This window comes from Marinomonas sp. 63XJN7_7_ISO-PGPR-S23-202 (genome assembly GCF_056173505.1).
The window spans coordinates 3,756,305-3,782,321 of sequence record NZ_CM149677.1; the positions used below are offsets into that span (position 1 = coordinate 3,756,305).

23 protein-coding genes are annotated in these 26,017 nt (G+C 44.1%); 2 read left to right on the forward strand and 21 right to left on the reverse strand.

Annotated features, from left to right (window positions below; translation table 11 throughout):
- Positions 1–101: 101 nt before the first annotated feature.
- Entirely contained in the window at positions 102–1,058 is a 957-nt protein-coding gene (locus AC0VYG_RS17425; RefSeq protein WP_475429186.1) for a PDR/VanB family oxidoreductase, read from the reverse strand.
- A 171-nt stretch (positions 1,059–1,229) separates the two neighbouring features.
- Positions 1,230–2,348, reverse strand: a complete 1,119-nt coding sequence (locus tag AC0VYG_RS17430) for a Rieske 2Fe-2S domain-containing protein (RefSeq protein WP_475429187.1) — start codon at positions 2,346–2,348, stop codon at positions 1,230–1,232.
- Between the two features lie 333 nt (positions 2,349–2,681).
- Here AC0VYG_RS17430 and AC0VYG_RS17435 point away from each other — a divergent pair, with 333 nt between their 5' ends.
- Positions 2,682–3,401: a GntR family transcriptional regulator gene (locus tag AC0VYG_RS17435; protein WP_475429188.1), complete on the forward strand. Its 720-nt coding sequence runs from the start codon at positions 2,682–2,684 to the stop codon at positions 3,399–3,401.
- Positions 3,402–3,444: 43 nt separating this feature from the next.
- On the opposite strand, the gene AC0VYG_RS17440 is transcribed toward AC0VYG_RS17435, so the two are convergent.
- Complete coding sequence (locus AC0VYG_RS17440) at positions 3,445–3,744, reverse strand: DUF6482 family protein (RefSeq protein ID WP_475429189.1); 300 nt, start codon at positions 3,742–3,744, stop codon at positions 3,445–3,447.
- A gap of 205 nt (positions 3,745–3,949) precedes the next feature.
- On the opposite strand from AC0VYG_RS17440, the gene AC0VYG_RS17445 reads away from it, so the two are divergent.
- The gene (locus tag AC0VYG_RS17445; RefSeq protein WP_475429190.1) at positions 3,950–4,630 is read left to right on the forward strand and encodes a P-loop NTPase fold protein; all 681 of its coding nucleotides are present in this window, start codon (positions 3,950–3,952) and stop codon (positions 4,628–4,630) included.
- A gap of 78 nt (positions 4,631–4,708) precedes the next feature.
- Here AC0VYG_RS17445 and AC0VYG_RS17450 read toward each other — a convergent pair whose 3' ends face one another.
- The 18 genes from AC0VYG_RS17450 to uppS all read right to left on the reverse strand — a co-directional run bounded on the left by AC0VYG_RS17450 (position 4,709) and on the right by uppS (position 25,990).
- Positions 4,709–6,754, reverse strand: coding sequence for an FUSC family protein (locus tag AC0VYG_RS17450; RefSeq protein ID WP_475429191.1), 2,046 nt, complete (start codon positions 6,752–6,754; stop codon positions 4,709–4,711).
- A gap of 10 nt (positions 6,755–6,764) precedes the next feature.
- Positions 6,765–7,541 (reverse strand): efflux RND transporter periplasmic adaptor subunit, encoded by a 777-nt coding sequence (locus tag AC0VYG_RS17455; protein WP_475429192.1) that lies wholly within the window; start codon positions 7,539–7,541, stop codon positions 6,765–6,767.
- Positions 7,542–7,621: 80 nt separating this feature from the next.
- On the reverse strand, positions 7,622–7,834 hold the full coding sequence (locus tag AC0VYG_RS17460; RefSeq protein WP_475429193.1) for a DUF1656 domain-containing protein: 213 nt from the start codon (positions 7,832–7,834) through the stop codon (positions 7,622–7,624).
- Between the two features lie 249 nt (positions 7,835–8,083).
- Positions 8,084–9,022: a D-2-hydroxyacid dehydrogenase family protein gene (locus tag AC0VYG_RS17465; protein ID WP_475429194.1), complete on the reverse strand. Its 939-nt coding sequence runs from the start codon at positions 9,020–9,022 to the stop codon at positions 8,084–8,086.
- Positions 9,023–9,033: 11 nt separating this feature from the next.
- Entirely contained in the window at positions 9,034–10,368 is a 1,335-nt protein-coding gene (gene tilS, locus AC0VYG_RS17470) for a tRNA lysidine(34) synthetase TilS (RefSeq protein ID WP_475429195.1), read from the reverse strand.
- A gap of 88 nt (positions 10,369–10,456) precedes the next feature.
- Positions 10,457–11,404 carry an acetyl-CoA carboxylase carboxyl transferase subunit alpha gene (gene accA / locus AC0VYG_RS17475; RefSeq protein ID WP_475429196.1) on the reverse strand — a complete coding sequence of 316 codons (948 nt, stop codon included), beginning with the start codon at positions 11,402–11,404 and terminating at the stop codon, positions 10,457–10,459.
- Positions 11,405–11,518: 114 nt separating this feature from the next.
- Positions 11,519–14,995, reverse strand: coding sequence for a DNA polymerase III subunit alpha (gene dnaE / locus AC0VYG_RS17480; RefSeq protein WP_475429197.1), 3,477 nt, complete (start codon positions 14,993–14,995; stop codon positions 11,519–11,521).
- 4 nt (positions 14,996–14,999) lie between these two features.
- Positions 15,000–15,599, reverse strand: a complete 600-nt coding sequence (rnhB, locus tag AC0VYG_RS17485) for a ribonuclease HII (protein ID WP_475429198.1) — start codon at positions 15,597–15,599, stop codon at positions 15,000–15,002.
- Positions 15,599–16,753, reverse strand: a complete 1,155-nt coding sequence (gene lpxB / locus AC0VYG_RS17490; protein WP_475429199.1) for a lipid-A-disaccharide synthase — start codon at positions 16,751–16,753, stop codon at positions 15,599–15,601. The genes rnhB and lpxB overlap by 1 nt, the downstream gene beginning before the upstream one ends.
- A gap of 69 nt (positions 16,754–16,822) precedes the next feature.
- Positions 16,823–17,599 carry an acyl-ACP--UDP-N-acetylglucosamine O-acyltransferase gene (gene lpxA / locus AC0VYG_RS17495; RefSeq protein WP_475429200.1) on the reverse strand — a complete coding sequence of 259 codons (777 nt, stop codon included), beginning with the start codon at positions 17,597–17,599 and terminating at the stop codon, positions 16,823–16,825.
- Positions 17,600–18,037, reverse strand: coding sequence for a 3-hydroxyacyl-ACP dehydratase FabZ (gene fabZ, locus AC0VYG_RS17500; protein ID WP_475429201.1), 438 nt, complete (start codon positions 18,035–18,037; stop codon positions 17,600–17,602).
- Positions 18,034–19,074: a UDP-3-O-(3-hydroxymyristoyl)glucosamine N-acyltransferase gene (gene lpxD, locus AC0VYG_RS17505; RefSeq protein ID WP_475429202.1), complete on the reverse strand. Its 1,041-nt coding sequence runs from the start codon at positions 19,072–19,074 to the stop codon at positions 18,034–18,036. The genes fabZ and lpxD overlap by 4 nt, the downstream gene beginning before the upstream one ends.
- A 3-nt stretch (positions 19,075–19,077) precedes the next feature.
- Positions 19,078–19,572, reverse strand: coding sequence for an OmpH/Skp family outer membrane protein (locus tag AC0VYG_RS17510; RefSeq protein ID WP_475429203.1), 495 nt, complete (start codon positions 19,570–19,572; stop codon positions 19,078–19,080).
- Between the two features lie 32 nt (positions 19,573–19,604).
- Positions 19,605–21,926 (reverse strand): outer membrane protein assembly factor BamA, encoded by a 2,322-nt coding sequence (gene bamA, locus AC0VYG_RS17515; RefSeq protein ID WP_475429204.1) that lies wholly within the window; start codon positions 21,924–21,926, stop codon positions 19,605–19,607.
- 10 nt (positions 21,927–21,936) lie between these two features.
- Entirely contained in the window at positions 21,937–23,280 is a 1,344-nt protein-coding gene (gene rseP, locus AC0VYG_RS17520) for a sigma E protease regulator RseP (protein WP_475429205.1), read from the reverse strand.
- Positions 23,277–24,452 (reverse strand): 1-deoxy-D-xylulose-5-phosphate reductoisomerase, encoded by a 1,176-nt coding sequence (dxr, locus tag AC0VYG_RS17525; protein WP_475429206.1) that lies wholly within the window; start codon positions 24,450–24,452, stop codon positions 23,277–23,279. The genes rseP and dxr overlap by 4 nt, the downstream gene beginning before the upstream one ends.
- A complete protein-coding gene (locus AC0VYG_RS17530; protein WP_475429207.1) occupies positions 24,452–25,255 on the reverse strand; it encodes a phosphatidate cytidylyltransferase in 804 nt (267 codons plus the stop codon). The genes dxr and AC0VYG_RS17530 overlap by 1 nt, the downstream gene beginning before the upstream one ends.
- Positions 25,256–25,258: 3 nt before the next feature.
- A complete protein-coding gene (gene uppS, locus AC0VYG_RS17535; RefSeq protein WP_475429208.1) occupies positions 25,259–25,990 on the reverse strand; it encodes a polyprenyl diphosphate synthase in 732 nt (243 codons plus the stop codon).
- Between the last annotated feature and the right edge of the window lie 27 nt (positions 25,991–26,017).

Genomic DNA, 26,017 nt, shown 5'->3' on the forward strand with positions numbered 1-26,017 from the left:
TTGCCAGCCAGTTGGCTCAATGTAAAACACAACGGATTTACCTCAAGCCAACCAAATGCGGTGCAAACAAAGACAATAAGGATAACTAGCGCGAGTTATCGCTATAAATCCAGCTCAATCACCGGGCTTTTAGAGCGCGAACAACACGGCATAATAAGCTTTCCTTCAGCGTGTTCTTTATCCGTTAGAAACACATCACGGTGATCGGGTGTGCCACTGATAACACCCGTTTGACAGGTACCACAGACACCAGACTCACAAGAGACGGGAACAAAGACTCCATTGTTTTCCAGTACTTGAAAAATCGTTTGATCTTCTGCCACGTCTAACAATTCACCCGTGCTGGCAATTTTCACTTTGAACGCCGTATTGGTCGCATCACCTTCTGCCAAATCGGGGGCTGTGAAATATTCACGATGTACCCGCTCATCAGGCCAACCTAGATTCTCTGCCTGCTGGATAATATGAGTGATAAAATCAGCGGGACCACAGACATACAACTCAGCGTTCATAGCATTTTGAGACAGCACATTAACCACATCCATACGCCCGGATGTCGGCACTTGGCTGTAATGAAAATGCATTTTATCGGCAAACGAGCCGGACTCAAGCGCCTTAGCAAACGCCGCTGTTTCAGGAGACTTTGCACAATAATGAAACTCAAACGGCAAGCCCATTTTGTGCAACTGCTGAGCCATTGGAAGCAATGGTGTCACACCAATACCACCCGCAACTAATAAGGCTTTGCGCTTAGTTTTCGCCAGTGAAAAATGATTACGCGGGGCACTAATATTGAGCGCATCCCCAACCTTTAAGGTGTGCACCTCACGGGAACCGCCTCGGGATTGGGCATCTTTCAGCACTGCGACTTCATAATATTGAGGGTCTGACTGCATACGGCACAAGGAATATTGACGAATCAAACCGCTTGGCAAATGAAGATCAATGTGTGCACCCGCTTCATATGGTGGTAAAGCAGAGCCGTCTTGACTACCCAGAACAAGACGCACTACATTCTCCGCTTCTTCTACACAATTTCTAACAACAACAGGAATCATCCATCCCCCTACATTTAAAGCCAAACCAAGCAAAGGAACCCCATACGCCCCCCTGCACACTCTGACTATAAGTTTTACACCACTCGTCTAAGGCTTTTACGATAGAAGCCGCATGGCTAATATATCGCAAAAGCCCCACCCCACTATTTAATCTAGCTCACATTACGTGCTTTAAAAAGACACCTCTTGTAATGGGGCCGATTGCTGCGGACCAGACGAACGTTTAGACGGACTTGCTTGCTCTTGCTGAGCTCTTTCTTCATCGATAATACGATTAATAACACGGCGAGATTGTACCCCTCCGGCATCAATATCAAGTTTTAATAGCTGATAGTCGGGAAAAGCCTGTAAATTCTCTTGTTGACGTTCCAACACCTCTAAATCTTCCGCAAAGATTTTGCCTTGTCCTTCACGAATTGAATCCGTTAAGGCTTGATCTTCAGGCTTAAAGTGGCGCGCCATTCCCCAAAAATACCAGATAGAGGTTTCGGTTTCAGGGGTAATGAAGTCCACCACTACACTACCGGCTTTTTTGTTTTCTGGCGCGTCAAAGCCACCATGACCAGCGTGGGCAACACCAACATCAATTAACACATGGGAAGGCGGAGTAAATCGACAGATTTGCCAACGATCTACAGGCACATCATCGGCTAAGCCATTAGCTCGAAGAGCGGCTTTCCAGAACGGCGGAGCCATAATTTTTTCCATAAACCGACTGGTAATGACAGTATCGCCTTCTACTTTAGTTGATACAGGTGATTCATCGATTTCTTTTTGACCGATACTGGTGGCGTGTACATAGGTTTCGTGGGTCAAATCCATCAGGTTATCAACCATTAAGCGATAATCGCAATTGATGTGGTATAACCCTCCACCGTAAGCCCATTCTGGGCTAACGGCCCATTCAAGGTGCGGAATCAACTCTTTATCTGCTTTGGTTTGATCGCCTGGCCACACCCAGATGAATCCGTAGCGCTCTTCAACCGCGTAAGATTTCATACAAGGAAAGCCTTGCACACGTTGGAGTGGCATCTCTTTCGTTTTGCCATCCGCGCCCATCTTCAAGCCATGGTAACCACAGACTAACAGTCCATCTTCCACATAACCCAACGATAGAGCAGCCCCACGATGAGGACAAAAGTCCAATACAGCGGCAATCTCATTATCGTGTGAACGATAAAAAGCGATACTTTCACCACAGATCTTGCGCCCTAGCGGTTTGCTGCCAGCTACTTCATCGGACATTGCAGCCACATACCAAGCATTCTTAGGATAAGTTTGTTCTTTCATGTTTTCTCTCCTTTTTATTTTTCTTTTTAAAGCGCCTCACACGACGGCAGTGCACTGAAGCGTCTTATCAGAATACCAAACATTGGATCCAATATAGACAAAATACAGAAAAAATAAAACACATTAATGTAAAATGGATCCAATAATTAATAGGCAAAAATAATGTTTTGCATCACAACAGTTTGATTGATAAGCATTTATTGTATTTTTCTTATTTTTCATCTTTACACTTTTTTTAAGATAAAATGGGCGTACATTACATGGCATTGCATGCAACACTCAGACACAGAACAATAGTAAGCTAACCTCAATCAATACAGATAAAGGACAACCATGAGCAAACCCGGCCAACAAGTTATTAGCCGCCTACGGCAAATGATTCTTTCTGGTGAACTTCCCGCAGGGCAACGCCTTGCCGAAATCCCCACATCGGAAGAGCTAGGTGTCTCTCGAACGCCCGTGCGCATCGCATTTCGGACGTTAGAACAAGAAGGGCTATTAACGAAGCTTCCAAGGCGAGGCTATATCGTTAGGCAAATGACTCAAGAAGAGATAACAGGTTCAATTGAGGTGAGAGGGGTATTAGAAGGCTTGGCGGCACGACAAGCCGCTGAAATTGGGTTATCTGACGCTCATAAGGAAGAGCTAATCTATTTGTTAAAACAAGGGGATGCACTCTTCCTAAATGGCAGCATTGACGAACAGGACCTTGAGAAATATCACGACATCAACAAACGTTTTCATCAAATTATTATTACAGCAAGCCACAACCCTGCCATAGAAGAAGCATTGAGCCGCAATGAACACCTGCCTTTTGCCTCCATCAGTGCGTTAGCGTTTGATAAAAATAACTTATCCCGTGAATATCGACGATTTAACTTTGCTCACATGCAACACCATGCCGCCGTCGACGCCATCATTCATGGACAAGGAAGTCGAGCGGAAGCCATCATGCGAGAACACGCCAATGCCACCCTAGGTTATGCCAAGGTTTTCTGTGAGCAAGAAGGCAATGAAAACGAAATGCAAGTGATTGGTCGAACTAGCCTGTAGACTTTTTTCAACCATCCAATTCATTGCATGACATCGTGGCCATCTAGGACAGGTTAGGATTGCCTAATGACACCTCAAGAACATTACTGCCTTCCCGAACGGGTTGACCAACCATTTCGTCATAGGCACTTTGGTGAACTAACACCATCTTAGCGACTTGTTTGTCTTTAAATAAAGACTGTAAATCCAGCTTATTATGGCTGGTCAAACAGCGCCCTTTATCATTCATCACAAACACTTCTTCGCCATCCAAAACCACCGACACTTGATACAAATTCGACTCAAGGGAATGGATTTTGACCTTATCCAATACAGCAACCTGACTAAGCTCTTCTAGAGTCATAACGTTGTCCTACCTTTCTAGTGAAAAACAAAACCTTCCTAATAGACAGTACGGTGTCATGATGTCACTGGTTTACTTTTTTTGTGTCATATTAATGCAATGTAGACCCGCTTTTTTCAAAGAATAACCCTTCATCTCATGCTATGGTTAAAGTAGGAATACCAAGAAAATAAAAACTATATCCACTAAAAGAGGAGGGTTTCAATTGAATAAAGAGCAGCTGCATAAATTATATGCCTACTCTAGCGATGTCGAACACGCGCTCAAACGCATGCTATGCGCAATTGAAAAGCCTGAGAGAACGCTAGTCGGATTAACAGGAGGCCCAGGGTCGGGGAAAAGCACGTTAGCAAACTATCTTTCATCACGCATGGAAGACATTCAGCCGGGGCAAATGATTTGTCTATCAATGGATGGCTTTCACTACTCAAAAAAAGAGCTCAGTTTACTAGCCAATCCAGAAGAAGCCTTTTCTCGTCGAGGCGCCCCGTGGACATTTAACAGCGCAGCTTTTATTGAGCGCCTAAAAAGAATAAAGCACAGCTACCAAAAAGACGATGTGCCTTGGCCAAGCTTCGATCATCAAGTAGGTGACCCAGTCGAAAATGATTGCCTTATTGCAAAAGACATCAAATTAATCTTCGTGGAAGGCTTGTATTTACTTCACCAAGAAGACGGTTGGGAGGGTTCTACTGGGCTTTTTGACCAACACTGGTTTTTAGACGTTCCTCTTGAGATCGCCATAGAACGCTTAGCCCAGCGACACATGCAAGCATGGGGATACACTCACGCTCAAGCGATATCAAGGATCCAAAACAACGATGGTTTAAATGCCAGCATTGTCGCGAAAAGCAAATCAAGCGCTGACTGGATAATAACCATTTAATCCCCCTGCTTCTTCCAACATAAGCTAACTGAAACCAGTTAGCTTATCTCTCCTGCTCCCCTTATACAGCATAAGTTATCATGCATTCTGGTCCGCAATGTTTTCAGCACTGCGCTCAAAAGTGAGGTTAAGACGAATAAACATGCCTTTGATTGCCTCAACTTGCGCAGACTCCCCTCCAGCGGCAATCAATTCAGCGTAGAGTAGTGCACTCGTTTTGTTAAACTCATCATTATGCTTACCTTTTGTCGCTAATAAAAAGGCATCGGCCAAAGCACTTTGCCATTTATCTAAGGACGCTAGATGTTTACCTACTAATTTTTCACAGATGGAATGCAAACGAATCGAAACGTGACCAAGGTTGAGTGCACTTAAAGCAAGATCCGTAATGGCACGAGATTTAGACCCTTGGTCATAATTGGTTAACCGTAAAAGTCGATCCGCCATGCGTCGGTTATACCAGGCCACAGGCGTCGTTTGTTGATTAATATCCAACAAGTCTTGATAGGTCGCCTTAAAAATTCGATGTACTAATAAATGAACACTCGGCCCTCTTATTAAGTGAAACACCCAAAACAGAATACATACCCCAGTAAAAATAGCCATGGCAGCACTTAAGGTATAATCAATCGAAAAAGGTCGAGTCATCCCCCGACCGGGACTGACTAAAATGGAAAAGGGTATGCAAAAACCCAATCCATAAGGCAAGGTTTGTCGATCAGCAAGCAGTAATAAACCAATAAAATAAGGGCCAGCCAACACAAGAAGAAGAATTTCCAACTGCCCTGAGCTTTGCGACAGAAGGTTAAGAGCATAGAAAAGCGTGACGAACGCAGCCACCACCACACCAATCAACAAACGCTTCAGCACTACACGCAGTATAACAAGCGGGATACGAGCCAACATAATAGAAAAGATGACAGGCAAGATCATAATCATCAAGGCCGCATTCGATCCTGTGCTCACCCAAATAGTGGCGCCAATTAAAAACACCATACTGGTACGAAACCCAGTAATGAGTCCTGCTAATGGATCACGATAAGTTTGCATTCTCGGTTCATTAAGCAACCGACTGTCGCGCTCTTCTAGCGCTCTATAAGCTCGTAATAATATGGTCAAATTCGAGGTAATTTCCGAACCTATACTGATCACGTGCCTCTCAAAAGGTTGGTCAGCATCATTATTGTCTCGAAACTCAGTGAGTTCTCGGCGCAAGGTCTTTACTTGATCTAAGCAATAATCAAAATTATCAGATTCTGCGATCTGAGCAAATGCCGTTCTTAACCGATCAATAAGCTGAGCCAGAGTGGGCGTCATCAATTCATAGTGACGCCGTTGTAGCCGACCAAATATTTGTATCAATGCCAGTAAAGACAGTACTTTCTGACATATCTGGTTAGCCGCTCGGGAGCGCCCCGGCCCATTTGGCCCTTCGAAATTTACCGCACTAGAGTTCTCACTAACGACCCCGAGCGTGGTCATAATGGCATCGATTTGCTGGTGTCGCCCCTCATGAGAGCCTTCTTTATCCAGCTCCGTGACGAGATAGCTTAATGTCTGGTTAATGACTGACCGAGACTGTCGTTGCAGACTATTTTTTACTTTCCTCGGCCAAAACAAATGACTGACAATACCCGCACAAATCGAGCCTATGATAATCTCACTCATGCGAGCTTGCGCCACATTAAACACCGCCTGACTACTGGCAGCAGCAGGATTAGCCATCACTAAAATAACAACAATCTCTGCAGTGACCGCCGCCATGGCAAACGCATAAATAAAGTTGACTTGACGTACCATTACAGACAAAGCGGAATTAATGCCTAACCATAGTGCTAAGACCCCCAACCCTAAATAAGGGTATGGCATTAGCTGAGTCAACAGCAAGATTCCAAACAAACCACCAACGATTGTGCCGACAATCTGACAAATAGCCTTTTCAACAACCAGCCCTGTTTCTGGACGCATTTGCAAAAATATTGCTGACACCAACGCCCAATAGGGTCGATCAAGGTTTAAAAACAGAGAAACGGTGAGCGCCATGGACATCGCAATGACGCCTTTTAGCGCAAAAATAACCGCCTGCTTTTCAGGAAAAAACAGATTCCGTAATACGAGGTTCAAATTCGTCTCCTTACTGCTGTGCGAGATGAATCGTTGCCGTCATACCCGCGCTAAGGTGAACACCTTTTGGTAATGGATCCAATTTGATATCAACCGGAATGCGCTGGGATAAACGAACCCAGTTGAACGTTTGCTGAATTTCCGGCAAAAGCTGGCCATTACTTTGTGTATTCGTATTGGCAATGGCTTTACCAATGCTGATCACATGACCCGTTAATGGCTTGCCACCACTTAATAACGTTATCTTCGCCTTCTGATTTAAATGAACTAACGGTATTTTGGTTTCTTCAAAATAACCGGTTATATAAAAAGAGTCTGACTTAACAATGGCAAACACCGGTTTACCTTGGCCAACATAATTACCTTGATGTAGGTTCAAGTTAATTATATAGCCTGACACCGGGGCATAGACTTCTGTACGGTTTAAATTTATTTGCGCCAATTCTTGTTTGGCTTTCGCTAAGTCATACTTGGCTTTGTCTACTTCTGCACTGATGCGAGAGGATTGTAAATCTTCTACACTAATGGCCTTTTGACGACTCAACTCAGAACGTCGCTCATACTTATGCTTGGCCAATTGCCATGAATACAAGGCAATTTCCGTACTAGCTTTACTCTCATCTAGTGCCGCCTGATAGCGCTTTTTATTAATAGAAAAAAGTAAATCGCCTTTTTTCACTGGTTGATCATTAACAATGTTCAGCTTGGTCACCCAGCCAGATACATCCGGTGCGACCGTAATAATATTGGCCCGTACACGCCCGTCACGCGTCCATGGGGAATGCATATAATCATTCCACACCCAGCGTCCTGATAATATTGCACACACTATCACTAACAACGTGATAAATATTCTTATTGACTTCGTCATTGAGGAAACCTTCCACCTAATAAATACACGGTTAGAGCCAAATAACAAACGAACAAAGACACTTCAAACCAAGCCACTTTCCAAATACGGTCATGCCAATCTAAACGATGTAAAACAAAACGGGTGCAAGCCGCCATTAAGAAAGCAATTGGAAAGTAAACGACCAGCGGGCTAAACTCTAATCCACCTAAAACAGCAGCCTGAAGCATAATGAATATCCTGTCATTATAGAATTCGGGAGGAAGATCGAGGAAATGAGTCGCCTGCCATTATCAAAACAAGCAAAATAATCTCCCCTTTCTAAGCATAGAATTATATCGGTCTAAAACCAAAAAATTGTGCAGCTAACAACGAAATAAAAAACAATTATAAGCGCTTTCTCACGAGCAAATGACAATAGAAAAAAGCAACCTTCGTTTGTGCCATACAATACAGATAGTTATGGTAAAGCAGAACAATTAGTGAGTGAAAAAGCGCACAATATTCTCAAATGCTACTCGGCAATATAACTCGTAGCTCTGTTTCTCAACATAACCGATATGTGGCGTTGCCAAGACATTTTGTAGCGACAACAATGGATCCGCCGCCCCTAAAATAGGCTCTTGCTCAAACACATCCACTGCGGCAAAACCCGGGTGGCCAGAACTTAGTGAGGAAAATAACGCACCCTGTTCAACCAATTCAGCACGACTGATGTTCACAAACAACGAATCCGGCTTCATTAATGAGAGGTCGGCCTGTGTTACCACCCCGGTTGTCTCTTCGTTTAATCTTAGGTGCAAAGACAGTACATCGGCTTGAGCAAAGAAGGCCTGTTTCGACGCCGCCGCTAAATATCCCATCTCCTCTGCTTTTTGGCGAGAGGATTCACTCCCCCATACCATTACCTTCATACCAAATGCCGTCGCATAGCGGGCAACACGCTGACCAATTTTACCAAAACCCCAAATCCCGAACACTAAGCCTTCCAGTACTCGTCCTAGGCCAAGAGAACCTGATGATTGCCATTGCCCCTCTTTTAGGCCACTTGCATAAGGCACAATATGACGTGATGCTGCCATCACCAATGCCCAACATAATTCTGAAGGCGCAACAGGTGACCCTACTCCTTCAAGAATGGTGACACCATGGCGTTGGCAAGCTTCTACATCAATGTGGTGACTGATTTTTCCAGTTTGACTGATGACCTTTAAATTGGGTAAAGCGGACAAAAACGCTTCATTAATTTGCGTTCTTTCACGAATCAACACCACCCCATCAACTGAACCTAGCGTTTGAATTTTTTCTTCTTGCGTCAATATATCACTAACGACCATCACCTCATGTCCAGCCAATAAGGACATACAATTAAGGTCTTTAATCACATTTTGATAATCATCCATAATAGCAATTTTCATACCACCTCCAGTCACATTACATCATTAGGGAAAGGCAAACGAGTATCCATTTGCCATTCAATATTAAGATCCGAATATGCAGGGTGGCGCCATAAAGACCCAATCGCCACCAGCTGCTCTCCTGAAACATCTTCAATAAAAATATAGGGAAGATGATCTCGCCACCAATCTGGAATCGACAAATCGTTGAGCCATTTTTTAAGTTTACGGTGCTGACCGTTGGCCATTAATAACGCCGCTCCTTGGGGACGCGCCTGCAATTTACAAAATCGATTTTTACCCAGTCCTGTTATACGTATTTGATCAAAGGCACGACGTAACCATTCCCCCTCTGACAGAGGGGCCAGGATAACCGGCTCATCGGCAGGAAGAACATACATCGCATCATGATGACGTCGAATCCTTGCATCGGGCAAAATAAACTCTGGTTGCTTATCCCGCTCCCCCATCATCATTCTTTCGATATTTTCTAACTGGGGGTACGGTAATGAGATATGCTTTGTTTGCAAGAAATGCTTTAACCAGAATAAGCGCTCTTCTTGGTTCTTATCTTTTAAGAACGACAACATTAGGCCATTCCATTGATCACACCAGCTACGCAACTGCTGCTCAGATAACACCTCTAACATGGCATAGTCTGTCGCTATACGCTGCGAGCTCGAAACAATACGTTGCTCAAGATGAGGAAAATGCTCTTCCAATCTAGGCAATACTTGATGGCGTAAAAAGTTCCGAGTAAAACGCGTGTCTAGGTTAGATTCATCTTGAACCCAAGACAATTTTTGTAGCTCGGCATAACGCAAAATATCGTCTTTTGAGACGTCAATAAACGGTCGGATCAATCGTGATTTTCCGAGCTTCCTTTCCATCGGCATACCCGACAAGCCTTTGCCCCCTGTACCACGCAATAATCGAAATAATACGGTTTCTACTTGATCTCCCCGATGGTGTGCCAACAATAAGACATCGTTTGTACCGAGGGTTTGTTGGAATGCCTCATAACGGGCGTTACGGGCCGCTTCTTCAATTGAGGCCTGAGTCTGTAACTGCACATGGTGGGCAACAAAACGTACCCCTAAGTCTTGGCTAACCCTTTGACAATGCATCAACCACTCATCAGCATGCTCGCTTAACCCATGATGAACATGCACCGCTGCCAGTTTTTGGCGTTGATTATCATCAAGCGACTCATATAAGACATGTAATAAAACATGAGAGTCCACTCCACCGCTGAACCCAACCCATACCGTATCAGCAGAAGAAAATACACTGTCTACCCAATCCACACAAAAGGTCAGTGGATCAGATGCTCTCATTGGCGACATGGGTAAATCACACTTCAACATTCTCTCCCAGATATAAACCTATTTCAGGACGGGACAAGACAAACAAAAAAGCCCCCTGAAATAGGAGGCTTTTCACGTCAAACAAGGGTTATAAGCCGTAAGACATCAAACGATTATAACGACGAGCCAATAGCTCTTCTTCTGTCAGAGCGTCCATACGTGCCAGCGCCGCTAATACACATTCTTTTAAGCTATGAGCAATTTGCTCATGAGCCACATGGGCGCCCCCCATTGGCTCTTCAATGATGGTATCCACAAAACCTAACTCTTTCAGACGCTGCGCTGTGATTCCCATGGCTTTTGCCGCGTCTGAAGCTCGTTCAGCACTTTTCCAGAGAATGGAGGCACAACCCTCTGGAGAAATAACAGCATACGTACCATACTGCAGCATCATTAACTCATCGCATACCCCAATCGCCAGAGCGCCACCTGACCCCCCTTCACCGATTACGGTTGAGATAATAGGCGTTTTAAGGCGAGACATCACCGCCAGGTTGTAAGCAATCGCTTCACTTTGACCACGCTCTTCCGCGCCGATACCAGGATAGGCCCCAGGTGTATCAATCAGCGTAATAATCGGCATATTAAAACGTTCTGCGGTTTCCATCAGACGTAACGCTTTCCGGTAACCTTCTGGACGAGGCATCCCAAAGTTACGCAACACTTTCTCTTTCACTTCCCGGCCTTTTTGATGACCAATGACCATCACAGGACGACCATCTAAGCGAGCGATACCACCGACAATGGCATGATCATCGGCGTAATGGCGGTCACCATGCATCTCTTCAAAATCAGTAAACACATGTTTGATATAGTCCAGAGTGTAAGGACGTTTAGGATGACGTGCTAATTGTGACACTTCCCAAGCACCAAGATTGCTGAATAAACTTTGTGTCAGGGCCGCTTTTTTTTCTTCAAGACGACTGATCTCATCACTGATGTTCAGTTCATTATCATTGCCGACTAAACGCAACTCTTCAATTTTTTGTTCAAGCTCAGCAATCGGCTGCTCGAAAGGGAGATAATCTAAATTCATAGTTAATTACACTGCTGTTTGGTTGCCATCAAATACAAAGGCAAAGGACATTTCGCCATTTGCTCTGTCGGCGCGCTCATTGCCGCGCTCTATTGTACAAATTATAAAATGGGGCTAAGTATACACTAGCTGGACATTTTGTTTACCGTATTGTTTCTGAAGTTCGTGAATTAATTCATCATCTGGGCGAATTTTCCAATTCGAGCCCAGCCGAATGTCGCCACAGGCCTGATCTGTATCAAAGCCAATCACCACATCACAGCCGTCGCCGCGAAAAGGCTCCATACACGTCGCCAAATTCTGAATGGCAGTCTGGGTAACACTTTGCGCTGTCCACGTTATACGCAATGCTTCCACGTAACGCACCCGCGCTTGCGCTATATCTAGGATGTTTCGGGCAATGACTTTCTGTCCACCACGAAACTCGTCGACTGTAATTTCCCCTTCTACCACGACCACTTCATCTTTCACAATGACGTTTTTAAAGGTTTCAAAGTTATCAGGGAAAACCGTTACCTCAATTCGAGCGGAGCGGTCATCCAAGGTAACAAAAGCAATATTGCCTCCTTTCTTGCTTTTCGTAATACGAAGATCGACAATCAAGCCTGCCATGACTTGGGTATCGCCTCGTTTCGGTTGAAGATCCACTATGCGGGCACGAGCAAAGCGACGAATTTCCTTTTCGTACTCATCTATTGGGTGACCTGTTACATATAGACCTAATGTATCTTTTTCGCCATCTAAACGTTGACGTCCGGACCACTCATGGCGAATACCAATTTCATCGTAGGCATTTTCGGTGGTTTCCTCCACCGTAATACCAAATAAATCCATCATGCCTGCATCATTATCTTTGGCGGCTTGATCGGCTCGTTTCAAGGCCTCATCGATAGAAGCAAACAAAGTTGCCCTATTCGGACCTATCGTATCAAACGCACCTGAACGAACCAACGCTTCCATAACACGCTTATTCACCTTCCGACCGACACGCTGGCAAAAATCGAAAATATGTTTAAACGGACCGTCTTTACGTGCCTCAACAATGGCTTCAATCGGGCCTTCCCCAACGCCTTTAATCGCCCCTAATCCATAAACAATCACGCCCTCTGGGGTGACGGTGAATTTATACATGGACGCATTGACTGTGGGAAGCTCAAGTGGCAAATTCATGGATCGACACTCTTCCACGAAGATCACGATCTTATCGGTGTTTTGCATATCGGCCGATAAGACCGCCGCCATAAACGGCGCGGGATAGTGTTTTTTCAACCAAGCCGTTTGATAAGAGACCAAGGCATAAGCGGCAGAGTGGGATTTGTTAAAACCATAACCGGCAAATTTCTCCATCAAATCGAAAATATTACCGGAAAGGTCTTTATCTATATTGTTTTTGAGTGCCCCCTCCATGAAGATCTGACGCTGCTCTGCCATAACTTCCGGCTTTTTCTTACCCATGGCGCGGCGTAATAAATCGGCGCCCCCTAGGGAGAATTTTGCCAAGACCTGGGCAATTTGCATAACCTGCTCTTGATACAAAATGATGCCATAAGTTGGCTCAAGCACAGGAATCAAATCTTCATGCTGATAATCTGGGTGTGGGAAAGCAAGCTCTGCACGGCCGTGTTTACGGTTAATAAAGTCATCCACCATGCCTGACCCCAGAGGTCCAGGACGGAACAAAGCCACCAAGGCGATAATATCTTCAAAGCGAGATGGCAATAGCTTCTTAATCAACTCTTTCATGCCACGGGATTCAAGCTGGAACACCGCCGTGGTTTCCGCACGCTGCAATAAGTCGTATACCGACTTATCTTCTAAGTCAATTAGTGCGATATCGAGTGGTGGCTTACCAGCAACCTCGTGGATGGTATTGATGTTTTTTACTGCCCAATCCACCACGGTCAGTGTCTTCAGACCTAAGAAATCGAACTTAACCAGCCCGGCTTCTTCCACATCGTTCTTATCGTATTGTGTGACGAGACCAGAACCATCCTCTTCACAATAAAGCGGAGAGAAATCCGTCAATTTGGTCGGTGCGATGACCACCCCACCTGCGTGCTTACCAAAGTTACGCACCACCCCTTCTAGAGAGAAGGCCATTTCCATCACTTCTGCTGCGTCTTCATCACCCGCGAGAAACTCAGGTAAAGCAGGTTCCTCTTCCAGAGCTTTTTTCAGCGTCATGCCTATTTCAAACGGAATCAGTTTAGAGAGTTTGTCACCTAAACTATAAGGCTTACCTTGTACACGCGCCACATCTCGCACCACCGCTTTCGCCGCCATTGCACCAAAAGTAATGATCTGAGACACCGCATCACGACCATATTTACGCGACACATAATCAATGACTCGGTCGCGGTTATCCATACAGAAGTCGATATCGAAGTCAGGCATGGAAACACGCTCTGGATTCAAGAATCGTTCGAATAGCAAATCATATTCAAGGGGATCCAAATCGGTAATTTTAAGGGCATAAGCGACCAAGGAACCCGCACCAGAGCCACGACCAGGCCCCACCGGAATGTCGTTATCTTTTGCCCATTGAATAAAATCCATTACGATCAGAAAGTAGCCAGGGAACCCCATCTGATTGATGATATTGAGCTCAAAATCAAGACGATCCCAATACTCCTGGCGACGCTTCTCGATTCGCTCACCGTATTTATTCAGCAAAAAATCAAAGCGTTCTTGCAAGCCATCGTAAGAGAGCTTTTTGAAGAAATCTTCCATGGTCATGCCATCTGGCACCGGGAAGTCAGGTAGGAAATATTTCCCGAGTAAGACATCCACATTACAGCGCTTGGCAATCTCCACCGTATTTTCTAGCGCCTCTGGAATATCTTCAAACAACGCCTGCATCTCGTCGGCAGTTTTAAAGTATTGCTCTTCAGAATAAAGACGTTTACGACGCGGGTCATCCAATGTCACACCATCATGAATACAGACACGCGCTTCATGGGCTTCAAAGTCTTCACGTTTCAAAAAACGTACATCATTGGTTGCCACAACAGGACAACCCAACTCATTCACCAGCGGCACCACAGCATGAATAAAGCGCTCTTCCCCCGGACGGCTGGTACGCTGTAATTCAACGTAGAAACGATCTGGAAATACCGACATCCAATAAGCCAAGCGCTCCTTGGCTTCCTCTGTATGTTCTTTTAGCAACAATAAACCAATGTCACCAAACATCGCACCAGATAAGGCAATAACATCTTCACTGTTTTCTTCCACCCACTCGCGCTTGATAATAGGGCGACCTTCTACTTGACCAATCTGATACCCTTTGGAGATGACCTTAATGACGTTTTTGTAACCTTTGTTCGACATGGCAAGCAAGGTCAGTCGAGATCGTTCTTCAACCACATCGTCAGCCTCAAGAACAATATCAGCACCACATATTGGCTTAATACCTTTGTCCATCGCGCCTTTGTAAAAGCGCACAAAACCACAAAGGTTATTCTCATCCGTAATCGCTACGGCGGGCATAGCCTGAGCCTCTGTCGTGCCCAGCAGACCTTTAATTTTCACCAAACCGTCTACCAGAGAAAACTCGGTATGAACACGTAAATGGATAAACGATGTCGACAAAATATTATCCTTCTAAGATTTTCTTTACAGGGCCAAATGATCGCCTATGAATGGGCGTGACGCCATGTTCTTTTAGCGCAGCAAGATGCACTGCCGTAGGATAGCCTTTATGTTTTTCAAAGCCAAATTGCGGGTACTGCTCAGCCAGTTTAACAATGTCTCTATCACGTGTAACTTTTGCCAAAATAGAGGCAGCGGATATGGCCATATGACGGGCATCACCCTTAACAACCGCTTCCGCAGAGCAAGGCAAATCTTTTGGAATACGGTTGCCATCCACCAAAGCATGCTCCGCTTGAATCGGCAGCTGATCAATGGCTCGTTTCATTGCCAACATACTAGCATGGAGGATATTTAACTCATCTATTTCTTCTGTGGAAGCGCTAGCAATGGCATAAGCAAGTGCTTTCTCTTGAATCTCAATAAACAGAGCTTCGCGTTTTTTTTCACTGAGTTTTTTAGAGTCAGCCAACCCATCAATTCTGTTGTTTGGATCTAATATCACCGCCGCCGCAACCACTTCACCAGCTAGGGGACCACGTCCTGCTTCATCCACACCCGCAACAAGATCGCCAAAATACACATTACTAACAAAAGGTTCCATTAGTGTATTCTTCCTTGCAGCATATCTACGATTGCTTTAGCGGCTGTCTGACCTGCATTCTTACGCAACATATCATGCAAAGTATAGTATTTATGCTGAATATTTTTATCACTCAGAAAGGCTTGCCAAGTCTGCAATAAACGTCGAGCTAAATTAGTTGGCGTTGCATCGTCTTGTAACAACTCCGGTACCAAAGCCTCATTTGCCAACAAGTTTGGTAAAGAAACATAAGGTACTTTCACCATACGAGACACAATCGCATAGGTCAATTTATTAAACCGATAAGCGACGACCATGGGTCTTTTTACCAGCATGGCTTCCAAGGCCGCCGTTCCCGACGCCAATAAAATGGCATCACTAGCGGCCATCACCACTCGCGATGAACCATCAATGACAATGGCTTCCATATGCGCTTCGTGTAAAAGTGCCTCAATTTGCTTTTGACGATCATGATTGGCGGCAGGTATCAAAAAAACGGCCTTAGGTTGCTGTTGCTTAACAAGCTTCATCGTTTCAATAAACAAAGGAGCCAAGCGTCCGACTTCGCCGCTACGAGATCCGGGTAAAATACCAAATACAGGCCCCTCAAGATGAGTCGGTAAGTTAAGCTGCTCTCTCGCTTGTTTGACGTCACTTTCTAGGGGAATTTCATCTGCTAGCGTATGCCCAACACAAACAACTGGAATGTTATGCTCATGATAAATAGGCATTTCAAAAGGAAACAAGGCTAACATTAAATCAACGGATTTTTTGATTTTGAAAATACGCTTTTTACGCCACGCCCAGACAGATGGGCTCACGTAATGAATGGTTTTAATGCCTTGAGCTTTTAGTTTGCGCTCTAATGGTAAATTAAAATCAGGAGAATCTATTCCAATAAAAGCCGTCGGCGGATCATCAGTACATAACTGAAATAACTGTTTGCGGATACCTAACAATTCTCTTAGGCGTCCCAACACTTCAAACAACCCCATCACAGAAAGACGATCCATAGGCACAAGACTTTTCAAGCCTTGTGCCTCCATTAACGGCCCACCAATTCCTTCAAATACCGCATCGGGTTGTAATCTCTTTAGGTGATCAATAAGGCTCGCTCCTAGAATATCACCTGATGCCTCACCAGCCACTATTACATAACGTGTTACTGACGCCATTTCATATCGTCCATCTTTATAATAAAAAACCCCGAAATAATCCGGGGTTTTTATAGAGCTATTATTGGGCTATCGGATGATGCCCCGTTTAGAGCGCCGAATTGATAAAACAAATTCAGCGACATCTGATATATGATAAATATCATCTTGCTCAATGTTGTGCAAAGCTTGCTCTAAGGTTAAGCCTTTTAAATAAATGATTTTATACGCTTTTCTTAAAGCCCTAATAACATCTTGAGACACACCACGGCGGCGCATCCCCTCAAAGTTCATGCCATGGGCCTTGGCTGGGCTACCAGATACCATCATAAACTGAGGAATATCTTTTGCTACCAGAGATCCCATGCCACACATGCTATAGGAATTAACCTGACAAAATTGGTGGATCCCGGTATAGCCACCAAAAATCACAAAATCCCCCACCTTTACATGGCCTGCTAAGGCGGCGTAATTGGCAAAGATATTATTATTTCCAATAATACAATCATGTCCAACATGAGTGCTTGCCATAAAGAGATTATGGTCACCGATCTGAGTTATACCATTATCTTGGATAGTACCACGATGAATCGTCGCATTTTCCCGAATAACGTTATGGTCACCAATCACGAGCTCAGTCGGCTCACCTTTGTACTTTTTATCCTGGTTTGCTTCACCAACAGAGGCAAATTGATAAATTTCATTATGCTGGCCAATGGTCGTATGGCCATTGATCACAACATGAGACTTAACAACGCTATTAGAACCAATCTTTACATCAGGCCCAATAACGGAAAAAGGCCCAATTTCTACACTTGGGTCAATTTCGGCTTTTGGGTCAACTAAAGCTGTTGGGTGTATTGCCACTTATATCTTCCTATCTGCACACATGATCGTTGCGGCACAAACTAACTCACCATCAACCGATGCTTTACATTCAAATCTCCAAATACCACGCTTTTGCGTGAGGATCTTAGCTTCTAATTGTAGACGATCTCCAGGCACAACAGGACGTTTAAATCGTGCTTTGTCTGATCCAACGAAATAATAAATAGAACCGTCAGCGGGTGTTTTATCACTCGTTTTAAAGCCTAGGATACCCGCAGCTTGTGCCATTGCTTCAATAATCAATACCCCTGGCATCACAGGATGATTAGGGAAATGACCATTAAAAAACGGTTCGTTAATCGTAACATTTTTATAAGCTATAATGGACTCATTCAAATGCAGTTCTACAACACGATCCACCAGTAAAAACGGATACTTATGAGGCAAGTATTGGCGGATTTCATTCACGTCCATCATTTATTATCAACCTTCTCTAATAACTTATTAACTTGTTGTTTCAGTTGTGCAAATTGCTTTGCCATGTCATCAATTCTTCTAATCCGAGCCACGGTGCGACGCCATTTACTCGTTGGTTCCATCGCTATTCCAGAAGAGTAAGACCCTGACTCTAAAAGAGAGTGAGTAATCATACTCATACCCGTGATATGTACTTTGTCTACAACCGTAAGGTGCCCAGCAATGCAAACACCTCCTGAAATAGTACAAAAAGAACCAATTTTTGTACTACCAGCCACCACTGTACACCCTGCAATAGCGCTATTATCGCCAATTACAACGTTATGGGCAATTTGTACTTGGTTATCAATTTTGACACCATTGCCGATAGTGGTATTGTCTAAAGCTCCTCGGTCAATGGTGGTACTGGCACCAACTTCTACGTCATCACCAATAATAACACGACCAATCTGGCTGATTTTTTCCCAACCATCTTTTTTTGGCGCAAAACCAAACCCATCAGCCCCAATGACAGCACCACTGTGTATGATAGCGTTAGCGCCTATAGTAACATCATGATAAATGGTCACATTGGGATAAATCGTGGAATTGGCACCAATTTTAGAGCCTCGACCGATCACACAACCGGCCCCTATGACGCAGCCACGCTCAATCACCACATCATAATCAAGTACCACATTGGGGGCCAATACAACATCTTCAGCTACCATTGCTGTTTTGGATACAACACAGGTTGAATCGATACCTGACCAGCCTTGTGTTGCGGGCGCAAATAAGTGAGAAAGTTTGGCAAAGGCTAAATAGGGATTGGCGACAATAATGGCGTTACTGACTAACTCAGCAATTTCATCACTTTTCACTAATACAGCACCTGCCGAGGTATCATAAAGTTGACTTTGATATTTAGGGCTCGCCAAAAAACTCAGTTCATGACTCGTCGCCTTTTCCAACGTCCCTAATCCAGAAAGTTGAAGATTAGGATTCCCCTTTACTTTTCCTTGAACTTTTTCTGCTAACTGCGCCAAAGTATAGCCCATGATTTACTTACCTTTATTCAGACGATCAACTAGTGCTTTTGTAATATCGGAATCGGGTGCAGCGTACACAGCAACATCACGGTTTATCACTAAATCCAACTTACGTTTTTTAATGATGGCCTTCAGCGCCGCTTCACCTTTTGGAGTCAACTTATTAATCACACTTTGTTCCAAGCCTTGAGCCTGACGCTGCATACCCGCCGCCATGGAGCGCAATTGATTTTCACTTTGCATCAATTCCATACGACGTTTTTTTAAATCCGCTGGACTTAACGTTAGTTCATCTCGTTTTAATGCATCGGCTTTTTTCTGAACTTTTTCTCGCTCACTTTTTAAGCGTGCATCCATTTCAGCAACTTGTTTTCTCGGTTCAGCCGATGCTTTTTGCCCCATATTGCTCTGTAACAGCGCTGCTCTAAAGTCCACAACCGCAACATTGTTTGCATGCACACAGCCAACCATGAATAAACCAACAAGAGCACCCAATATTTTTTTCATTCTCTATCTCCTCTCATACCCACTATTAATTATTAAAATGTTGTCCCTAACTGGAACTGGAAGAAGTCGGTTTTATCACCTTCTTTCGCATTTAATGCTTTTGCAATATTAAAGGAAAGTGGAGCAATAGGCGTAATCCAAGTCCAACTTAACCCCATACTGTACCTCAACTCTGAAGGATTAAATCCCTCTTTACACATATTATTTGAAGGCAAACAATGGGACGCAAAGACGTTACCCGCATCTAAAAATAATGCCGTCCGAACCGATTTGTGATCTTCAACACCAGGCATTGGGAAAATTAGCTCTGCTGTTGCCGTGGTTAAGATATTTCCCCCTAATGCTGAAGGCGTACTCGTTGATCCAGGTGGATAAGAGTTTTTAGGCCCAAGTGACGAGGCACTATAACCACGAACAGAGTAACTACCACCAGCAAAATAGTTATCAAAGAATGGCAACTCATCGCTTGAGCCATAGCCACTACCGTATCCCAAACGTCCTTTTACGTGGAACAACCAAAGGTTAGAATGGTCAATATTCCAATACTTCTGGGAATTCAGCCCTATTTTGTAATATTCTTGGTCACCCAACGGCGTTGACACTTGCAAACTCGCCGACGTCGAATAACCATGCGTCGGCAATACACCACCGATCAAATCACTATCTGACCAAGTAATGGACCCTAATACATCATTATAAGTATTGCCGTATTTATCGATATAAGAACTGGTCTCAAGAGACGGAGTAGAACCAAGTTTGACAGTGGTTTTCTTTACCGTTGTCCCAAAGGTCAAGCGCTGAGTATCAGAAATAGGATAACCGTAGCTTAAGCCCAGCCCAACTTCATCTAATTGGTAATCTTCTACATCATCCGCTGCATAATCACTGGTTTGATAGAAAAGCTGCACGCCGCGGCTAACCCCGTTCACAGTGAAATACGGATTGGTGTAATTAATGGCAAAGTTAGATGTTTTATTCGAGCGCTGCGCATTAAAAGCAAGCTTATTACCCGAGCCTAAGAAATTGGACTTAGAAATACCAAAACCTAGCACAACCCCATCGGAATCAGAGAAACCAATACTTGCCTGAATACTACCAGAAGCTTGCTCTTCTACCGACACATCCAAATCCACTTCGTCCGTTGTTCCTGGTACACGACGTGTTTTAACATCCACATTACTAAAGAAACCAAGACGCTCAATTCGACGTTTCGAATCTTCAATTTCAGAACGCGTTGCTAATGCTCCTTCAAACTGTGTCATTTCACGGCGTAACACATGATCCTGTGTCTCACTGTTACCACTGAACACAATACGACGAACATACACTTTTGGTCCTGGAGAAATTTGATAGGTCAAATTCACTTTATGATCAGGGAGCTTTTCCGGAATCACATTCACATTAGCAAACAGATAGCCAAAATTCCCTAATTCATTGGTAATGTCTTCAATGGTCTTGGTTACTTTACTGCGTGAGAATACATCACCTTTTTTCTGATTTATCTGTTTCCAGACCAAATCTTCCGAAATAGGCAAACTACCATTCAGTGAAATCTTATTCACTGTATAAGGCTTGCCCTCACTTACATTAATGACTATGTAGACATTACGCTTATCTGGAGACACACTCACTTGAGTCGACACGATCTGGAAATCCAAATAGCCACGATCAAGGTAGAAACTTCTAAGACTGTCTAAATCTCCTTGCAGTTTCGCCTTGGTGTATTCATCCGCTGAGCTAAAGGGATTCCAAGAGGCCCCCTCAACACCAGACTTAAAATCTTTTGTTAATTGTTCATCCGTAAAATGCTTATTACCAACAATATTGAGGTGAACAATTTTGGCCGTTTTTCCCTCGTCAATTTTAATGGCAACATCGACTCGATTACGCGGCATTTTTGTCGTCGTCACGTCAACTTTTGCACTATAGCGCCCTAGAGCATAGTATTGACGCTGAAGCTCTTGCTGAATTTTATTCAACGTTTCTGGTTTGTATATCTCTCCAACTTCTAAGCCAGACAGTTTTAAACCGCGTTTTAAATCTTTGGTTTTTATCAGCTCATTACCTTTGATGGTTAAATTACCGATGGAAGGGCGCTCGACCACTTTAAAAATCAGTACGCCCTTTTTATTTTCATAAGCATCAATATTACTGAAATATCCAGTATCAAAAAGCGAATTAATCGCTTTGTAGACTTCATCGGAATTATAAGGTTGCCCTTGATGAAAACCGATAAGATCAAAAGCCCTAGTCGATGGCATTTGAACCAAGCCATCAATACGAACATCTTCCACATTTTTCGCGACACTTTGCACGCTTATTAAAGCCAACAATACAGCTGAAACGACCTTCACAAATACCTCTCTACAAACGGGCAATATCGTTAAAAATGGCGACCGCCATCAAAGTAAACAATAGAGAAGCCCCAACGCGATAAGCCAGTCCCTGAACTCTTTCAGATACAGGCTTACGACGAATCGCTTCAATGCCAAAAAATACCAAATGCCCCCCATCTAACACGGGAATAGGTAATAAATTAAGCACACCTAAACTCACGCTTAGGTACGCCATAAATGTCAAAAATGATTGCAAACCAGACTCAGCAGAAGCACTTGCTACTTTTGCAATGGTGATAGGGCCAGACAAATTGTCTATAGAAATTAGCCCATGCAACATTTTTCCTATAGAAGAAACCGTTAACGATACCATCTTCCACGTTTGATCGGCACCATAAACAAGTGACTGAAGCAGACCAAATTCACGTTCTCGTATTAACCCCTGATCCCATTTTGGAGGAACAACCGCCAACCCAGCATAACCAACATCGCTCTTACCTCGAGCAACCGATTGAGGTATCAAGGTTAAATTCACCCGATGACCTGCTCTATCGACCGTTACCGATAAGCTTGAGCCGGGGTGGTTCTGCACCAATTGAACGAATTGCTCCCAATCCGTCACAGGCTGATTATCAACCTTTATAACTTTATCTTTTACTTGAAAACCTGCTTTTTTCGCCGCTCCGTCTTTCAATACTTGAGCAATAAGGGGTTCCACTTTAGGCTGCCAAGGTTGTAAACCAAAGGAGGCAATCAAGTTTTTTGGCTCTTTACCCGCCATCCAACGATTTAAAAGAATTTTATCTTGCTTTGCTGATTTTTTATCAGCTTGGTAGCGAACGGTAATGGTTCCACTATCACCAATCAAGTCCGCTAGCACTAAATTTACATCTTCCCATGAAGAGACTGGTTTATTATTGATCGCAAGTAACTCATCGCCAGGGCGAAGTTGGGTTTGCGAAACAGGTGAGTCAGGCAGTATTTTACCGACTTTTGGTACTAAATACTGAATCCCCATTAACGCCACTAAGGCGTAGATGAGGATCGCCAAAATAAAATTAGCAATAGGGCCCGCTGCGACAATGGCAATTCGCTGCCAAACAGATTTATTATCAAAGGCCTGCTCTTTTAGCGATTCGGGAACATTCCCTTCACGTCCATCAAGCATGCGCACATACCCACCTAGTGGGATCATTGCTAATGTATATTCCGTTCCAGTTTTTCCAACATAACGAAAAATTGGCTTACCAAAACCAACCGAAAAGCGTAGCACCTTCACGCCACAGCAGCGTGCGACAAAAAAATGTCCAAACTCATGAAAAGTGATCAATACCCCTAAGGCAACAACAATCGATAAAATACTCTCGATCATATCCAGTTTCTCTCAGCAATATACTGTTTCGTCATTACCCGTGTTACTTTATCCGCTGCAAACACAATATCAAGGGAATCAACGGATTGAATGTCAGCAGAATGTAGAACTGCACGATTTACCGTTGCGATATCCAAAAAGCGGATCCGCCCCTTAGCAAACGCATCAACCGCCACCTCATTTGCCGCATTAAGAACCGCCATTGCCGTTCCACCAAGATACCAAGCCTCCGCTGCGAGCTGTAAATTAGGGAATCGCTCTAAATCAGGCGCTTCAAAATGCAATGACGCCACTTTCACAAAATCCAATGGTGCAACATTAGTCTCCACTCGATTGGGCCAAGTCATGCCATAAGCAATAGGCACCCTCATATCAGGATTGCCCATTTGCGCAATCACAGAGCCATCTCGGTAAGACACCATGGAATGAATAATGCTTTCTGGATGGACAACCACATCCACTTCATTGGGCGTGACATTAAATAGCCAACACGCTTCGATTAACTCAAGTCCCTTATTCATCAAACTAGCCGAATCAATGGAAATCTTTTGCCCCATAGACCACTTGGGATGAGCGCACGCTTGCGCCAATGTCACTTCTTTCATCGCTTCTAATGACCAGCTTCGAAATGGTCCACCAGAGGCGGTTAAAACAATCTTACTAAAATCTCGCTTATGGGCCCCATGTTCATCCTGGGGTAGGCTCTGAAAAATAGCATTATGTTCACTATCAATCGGCAATAGGCTGACACCGTGCTTAGCCACCTCATCCATAAACAACTGGCCTGCGGTCACCAAAGCTTCTTTGTTCGCTAACAAAATGCGTTTTTTAGCTCGAATACCAGCTAGGGTGGGTTTAAGCCCTGCAAACCCCATAATGGCTGCCATCACTTGATCGACTTGAGCGTCTTCAGCAATACTGTCTAACGCATCGCTACCCCACTCAAAAGAAATAGGCAAACCGTCGCACATAGCCGCCACTTGATCCCTTGCCTTCTGGGTTCCCATGACAATCCGCTTTGGTAAAAAACGACGGCAAATATCCGCCATTTTATCAACACTTTCGTTTGCCGACGCACAAGCTAAGAAAAATTTATCTGGGTGTTGCTCAATAATATCCAGTGTACTTTGACCAATAGAGCCAGTCGCCCCTAACAAACAAATACCCTGCATTATAGCCACCCAAAGATTGTTAAAAGCAAGACAAAAATCGGAGCAGCAGCGGTCAGACTGTCCACCCTATCCATCACACCACCATGACCAGGAATAAGGTGACTGGAGTCTTTCATGGACTCATGTCGCTTTAGTAAACTCTCCATTAAATCGCCCAATACAGAAACAAAGACCGTCACCAAGCCGATGAAAACCAAAATTCCCCATGCTCTAACATCAAACCCTACTTGATAGGAAAACAGTGCCACACCGATCTGAGTAAAGACCAAACCACCAAGCACCCCCTCCCAGGATTTTCCAGGGCTTACTTTAGGCGCTAATTTGCGTTTACCAAATGCTTTACCGGAGAAATACGCACCCGAATCCGCCCCCCAGATAAGCCCCATCAATACCAGCACCCAAACAACAAAATTATTGGACTCTTTTAACACCACCATGGCAGACCAAGTTGTGGTCAACACCAAGGCCCCTAGAACAATCCGGCTCCAACTAAATCGCCATAACTTTAGAGATGGATAACAGACTACCCAGTAAAGGGCAACTAGCCAGACAAGGGGGGCAACATAAAGAATACTTTTTTGCCATCCCCACATGTGAACAGCAAAGCACAACCCTGCGATCACAATGGCGAAGGCAAACCGAGCCAACGATGATTGTACACCAGATAAACGCGCCCATTCCCAGCCAGCTACCAAGACAACCGCTCCCATCGCCAACATAAAACTGGTTGGCCCTAGAATAAATACAGCACAGATAAAGAGAGCAGCCATAACAATGGCACTTAGAATACGAGGAAATAACATGGTTTACCGACCACCATAACGACGTTGGCGATTTTGATAAATCGAAATGGCATCATCAAAATGCGCTTTATCAAAGTCCGGCCATAAGACAGGCAAGAAAACAAATTCAGTATACGCAGTTTGCCACAATAAAAAATTACTTATTCGCTGTTCTCCAGAAGTACGAATTAATAAATCAGGTGCTGGTAAATCCGCTAATTGAACATGATTCCCTAGCATGGTTTCGTTAATATCGTCCACATTAATATGACCAAGCACGGCCTGTCTGGCCAATTCTTTAGCCGCTTGAGCAACATCCCAACGACCACCGTAGTTGGCCGCAATAACTAACACCATCTTATTGTTATCAGCGGTCAAGGCTTCAGTCCTTGTAATCTCTTCTTGCAAGGAAGAACTAAAACCAGAGACATCCCCCATAACTCTTAGGCGAATTCCATGCTGATTCATACGCTTTATCTGCTTTCTTAGTGAGCGAGCAAACAGTTTCATCAAACCATCTACTTCAGACTTAGGACGCTTCCAGTTTTCACTGGAAAAAGCAAACAAAGTTAATACCTTCACGCCAGCTCTGACTGCTATTTCAACGACACGCCTTACCGCCCCACCCCCTGCTGAGTGACCTGCGATACTCGGAAGATGCTTCTTTTTTGCCCAACGATTATTACCATCCATTATAATGGCAATATGAGCAGGAACGACGCCAGAATGATCTTCTGACTCAGCCAAATCTGACATAACTCTACCTTAGTCAATAAAAAGGGC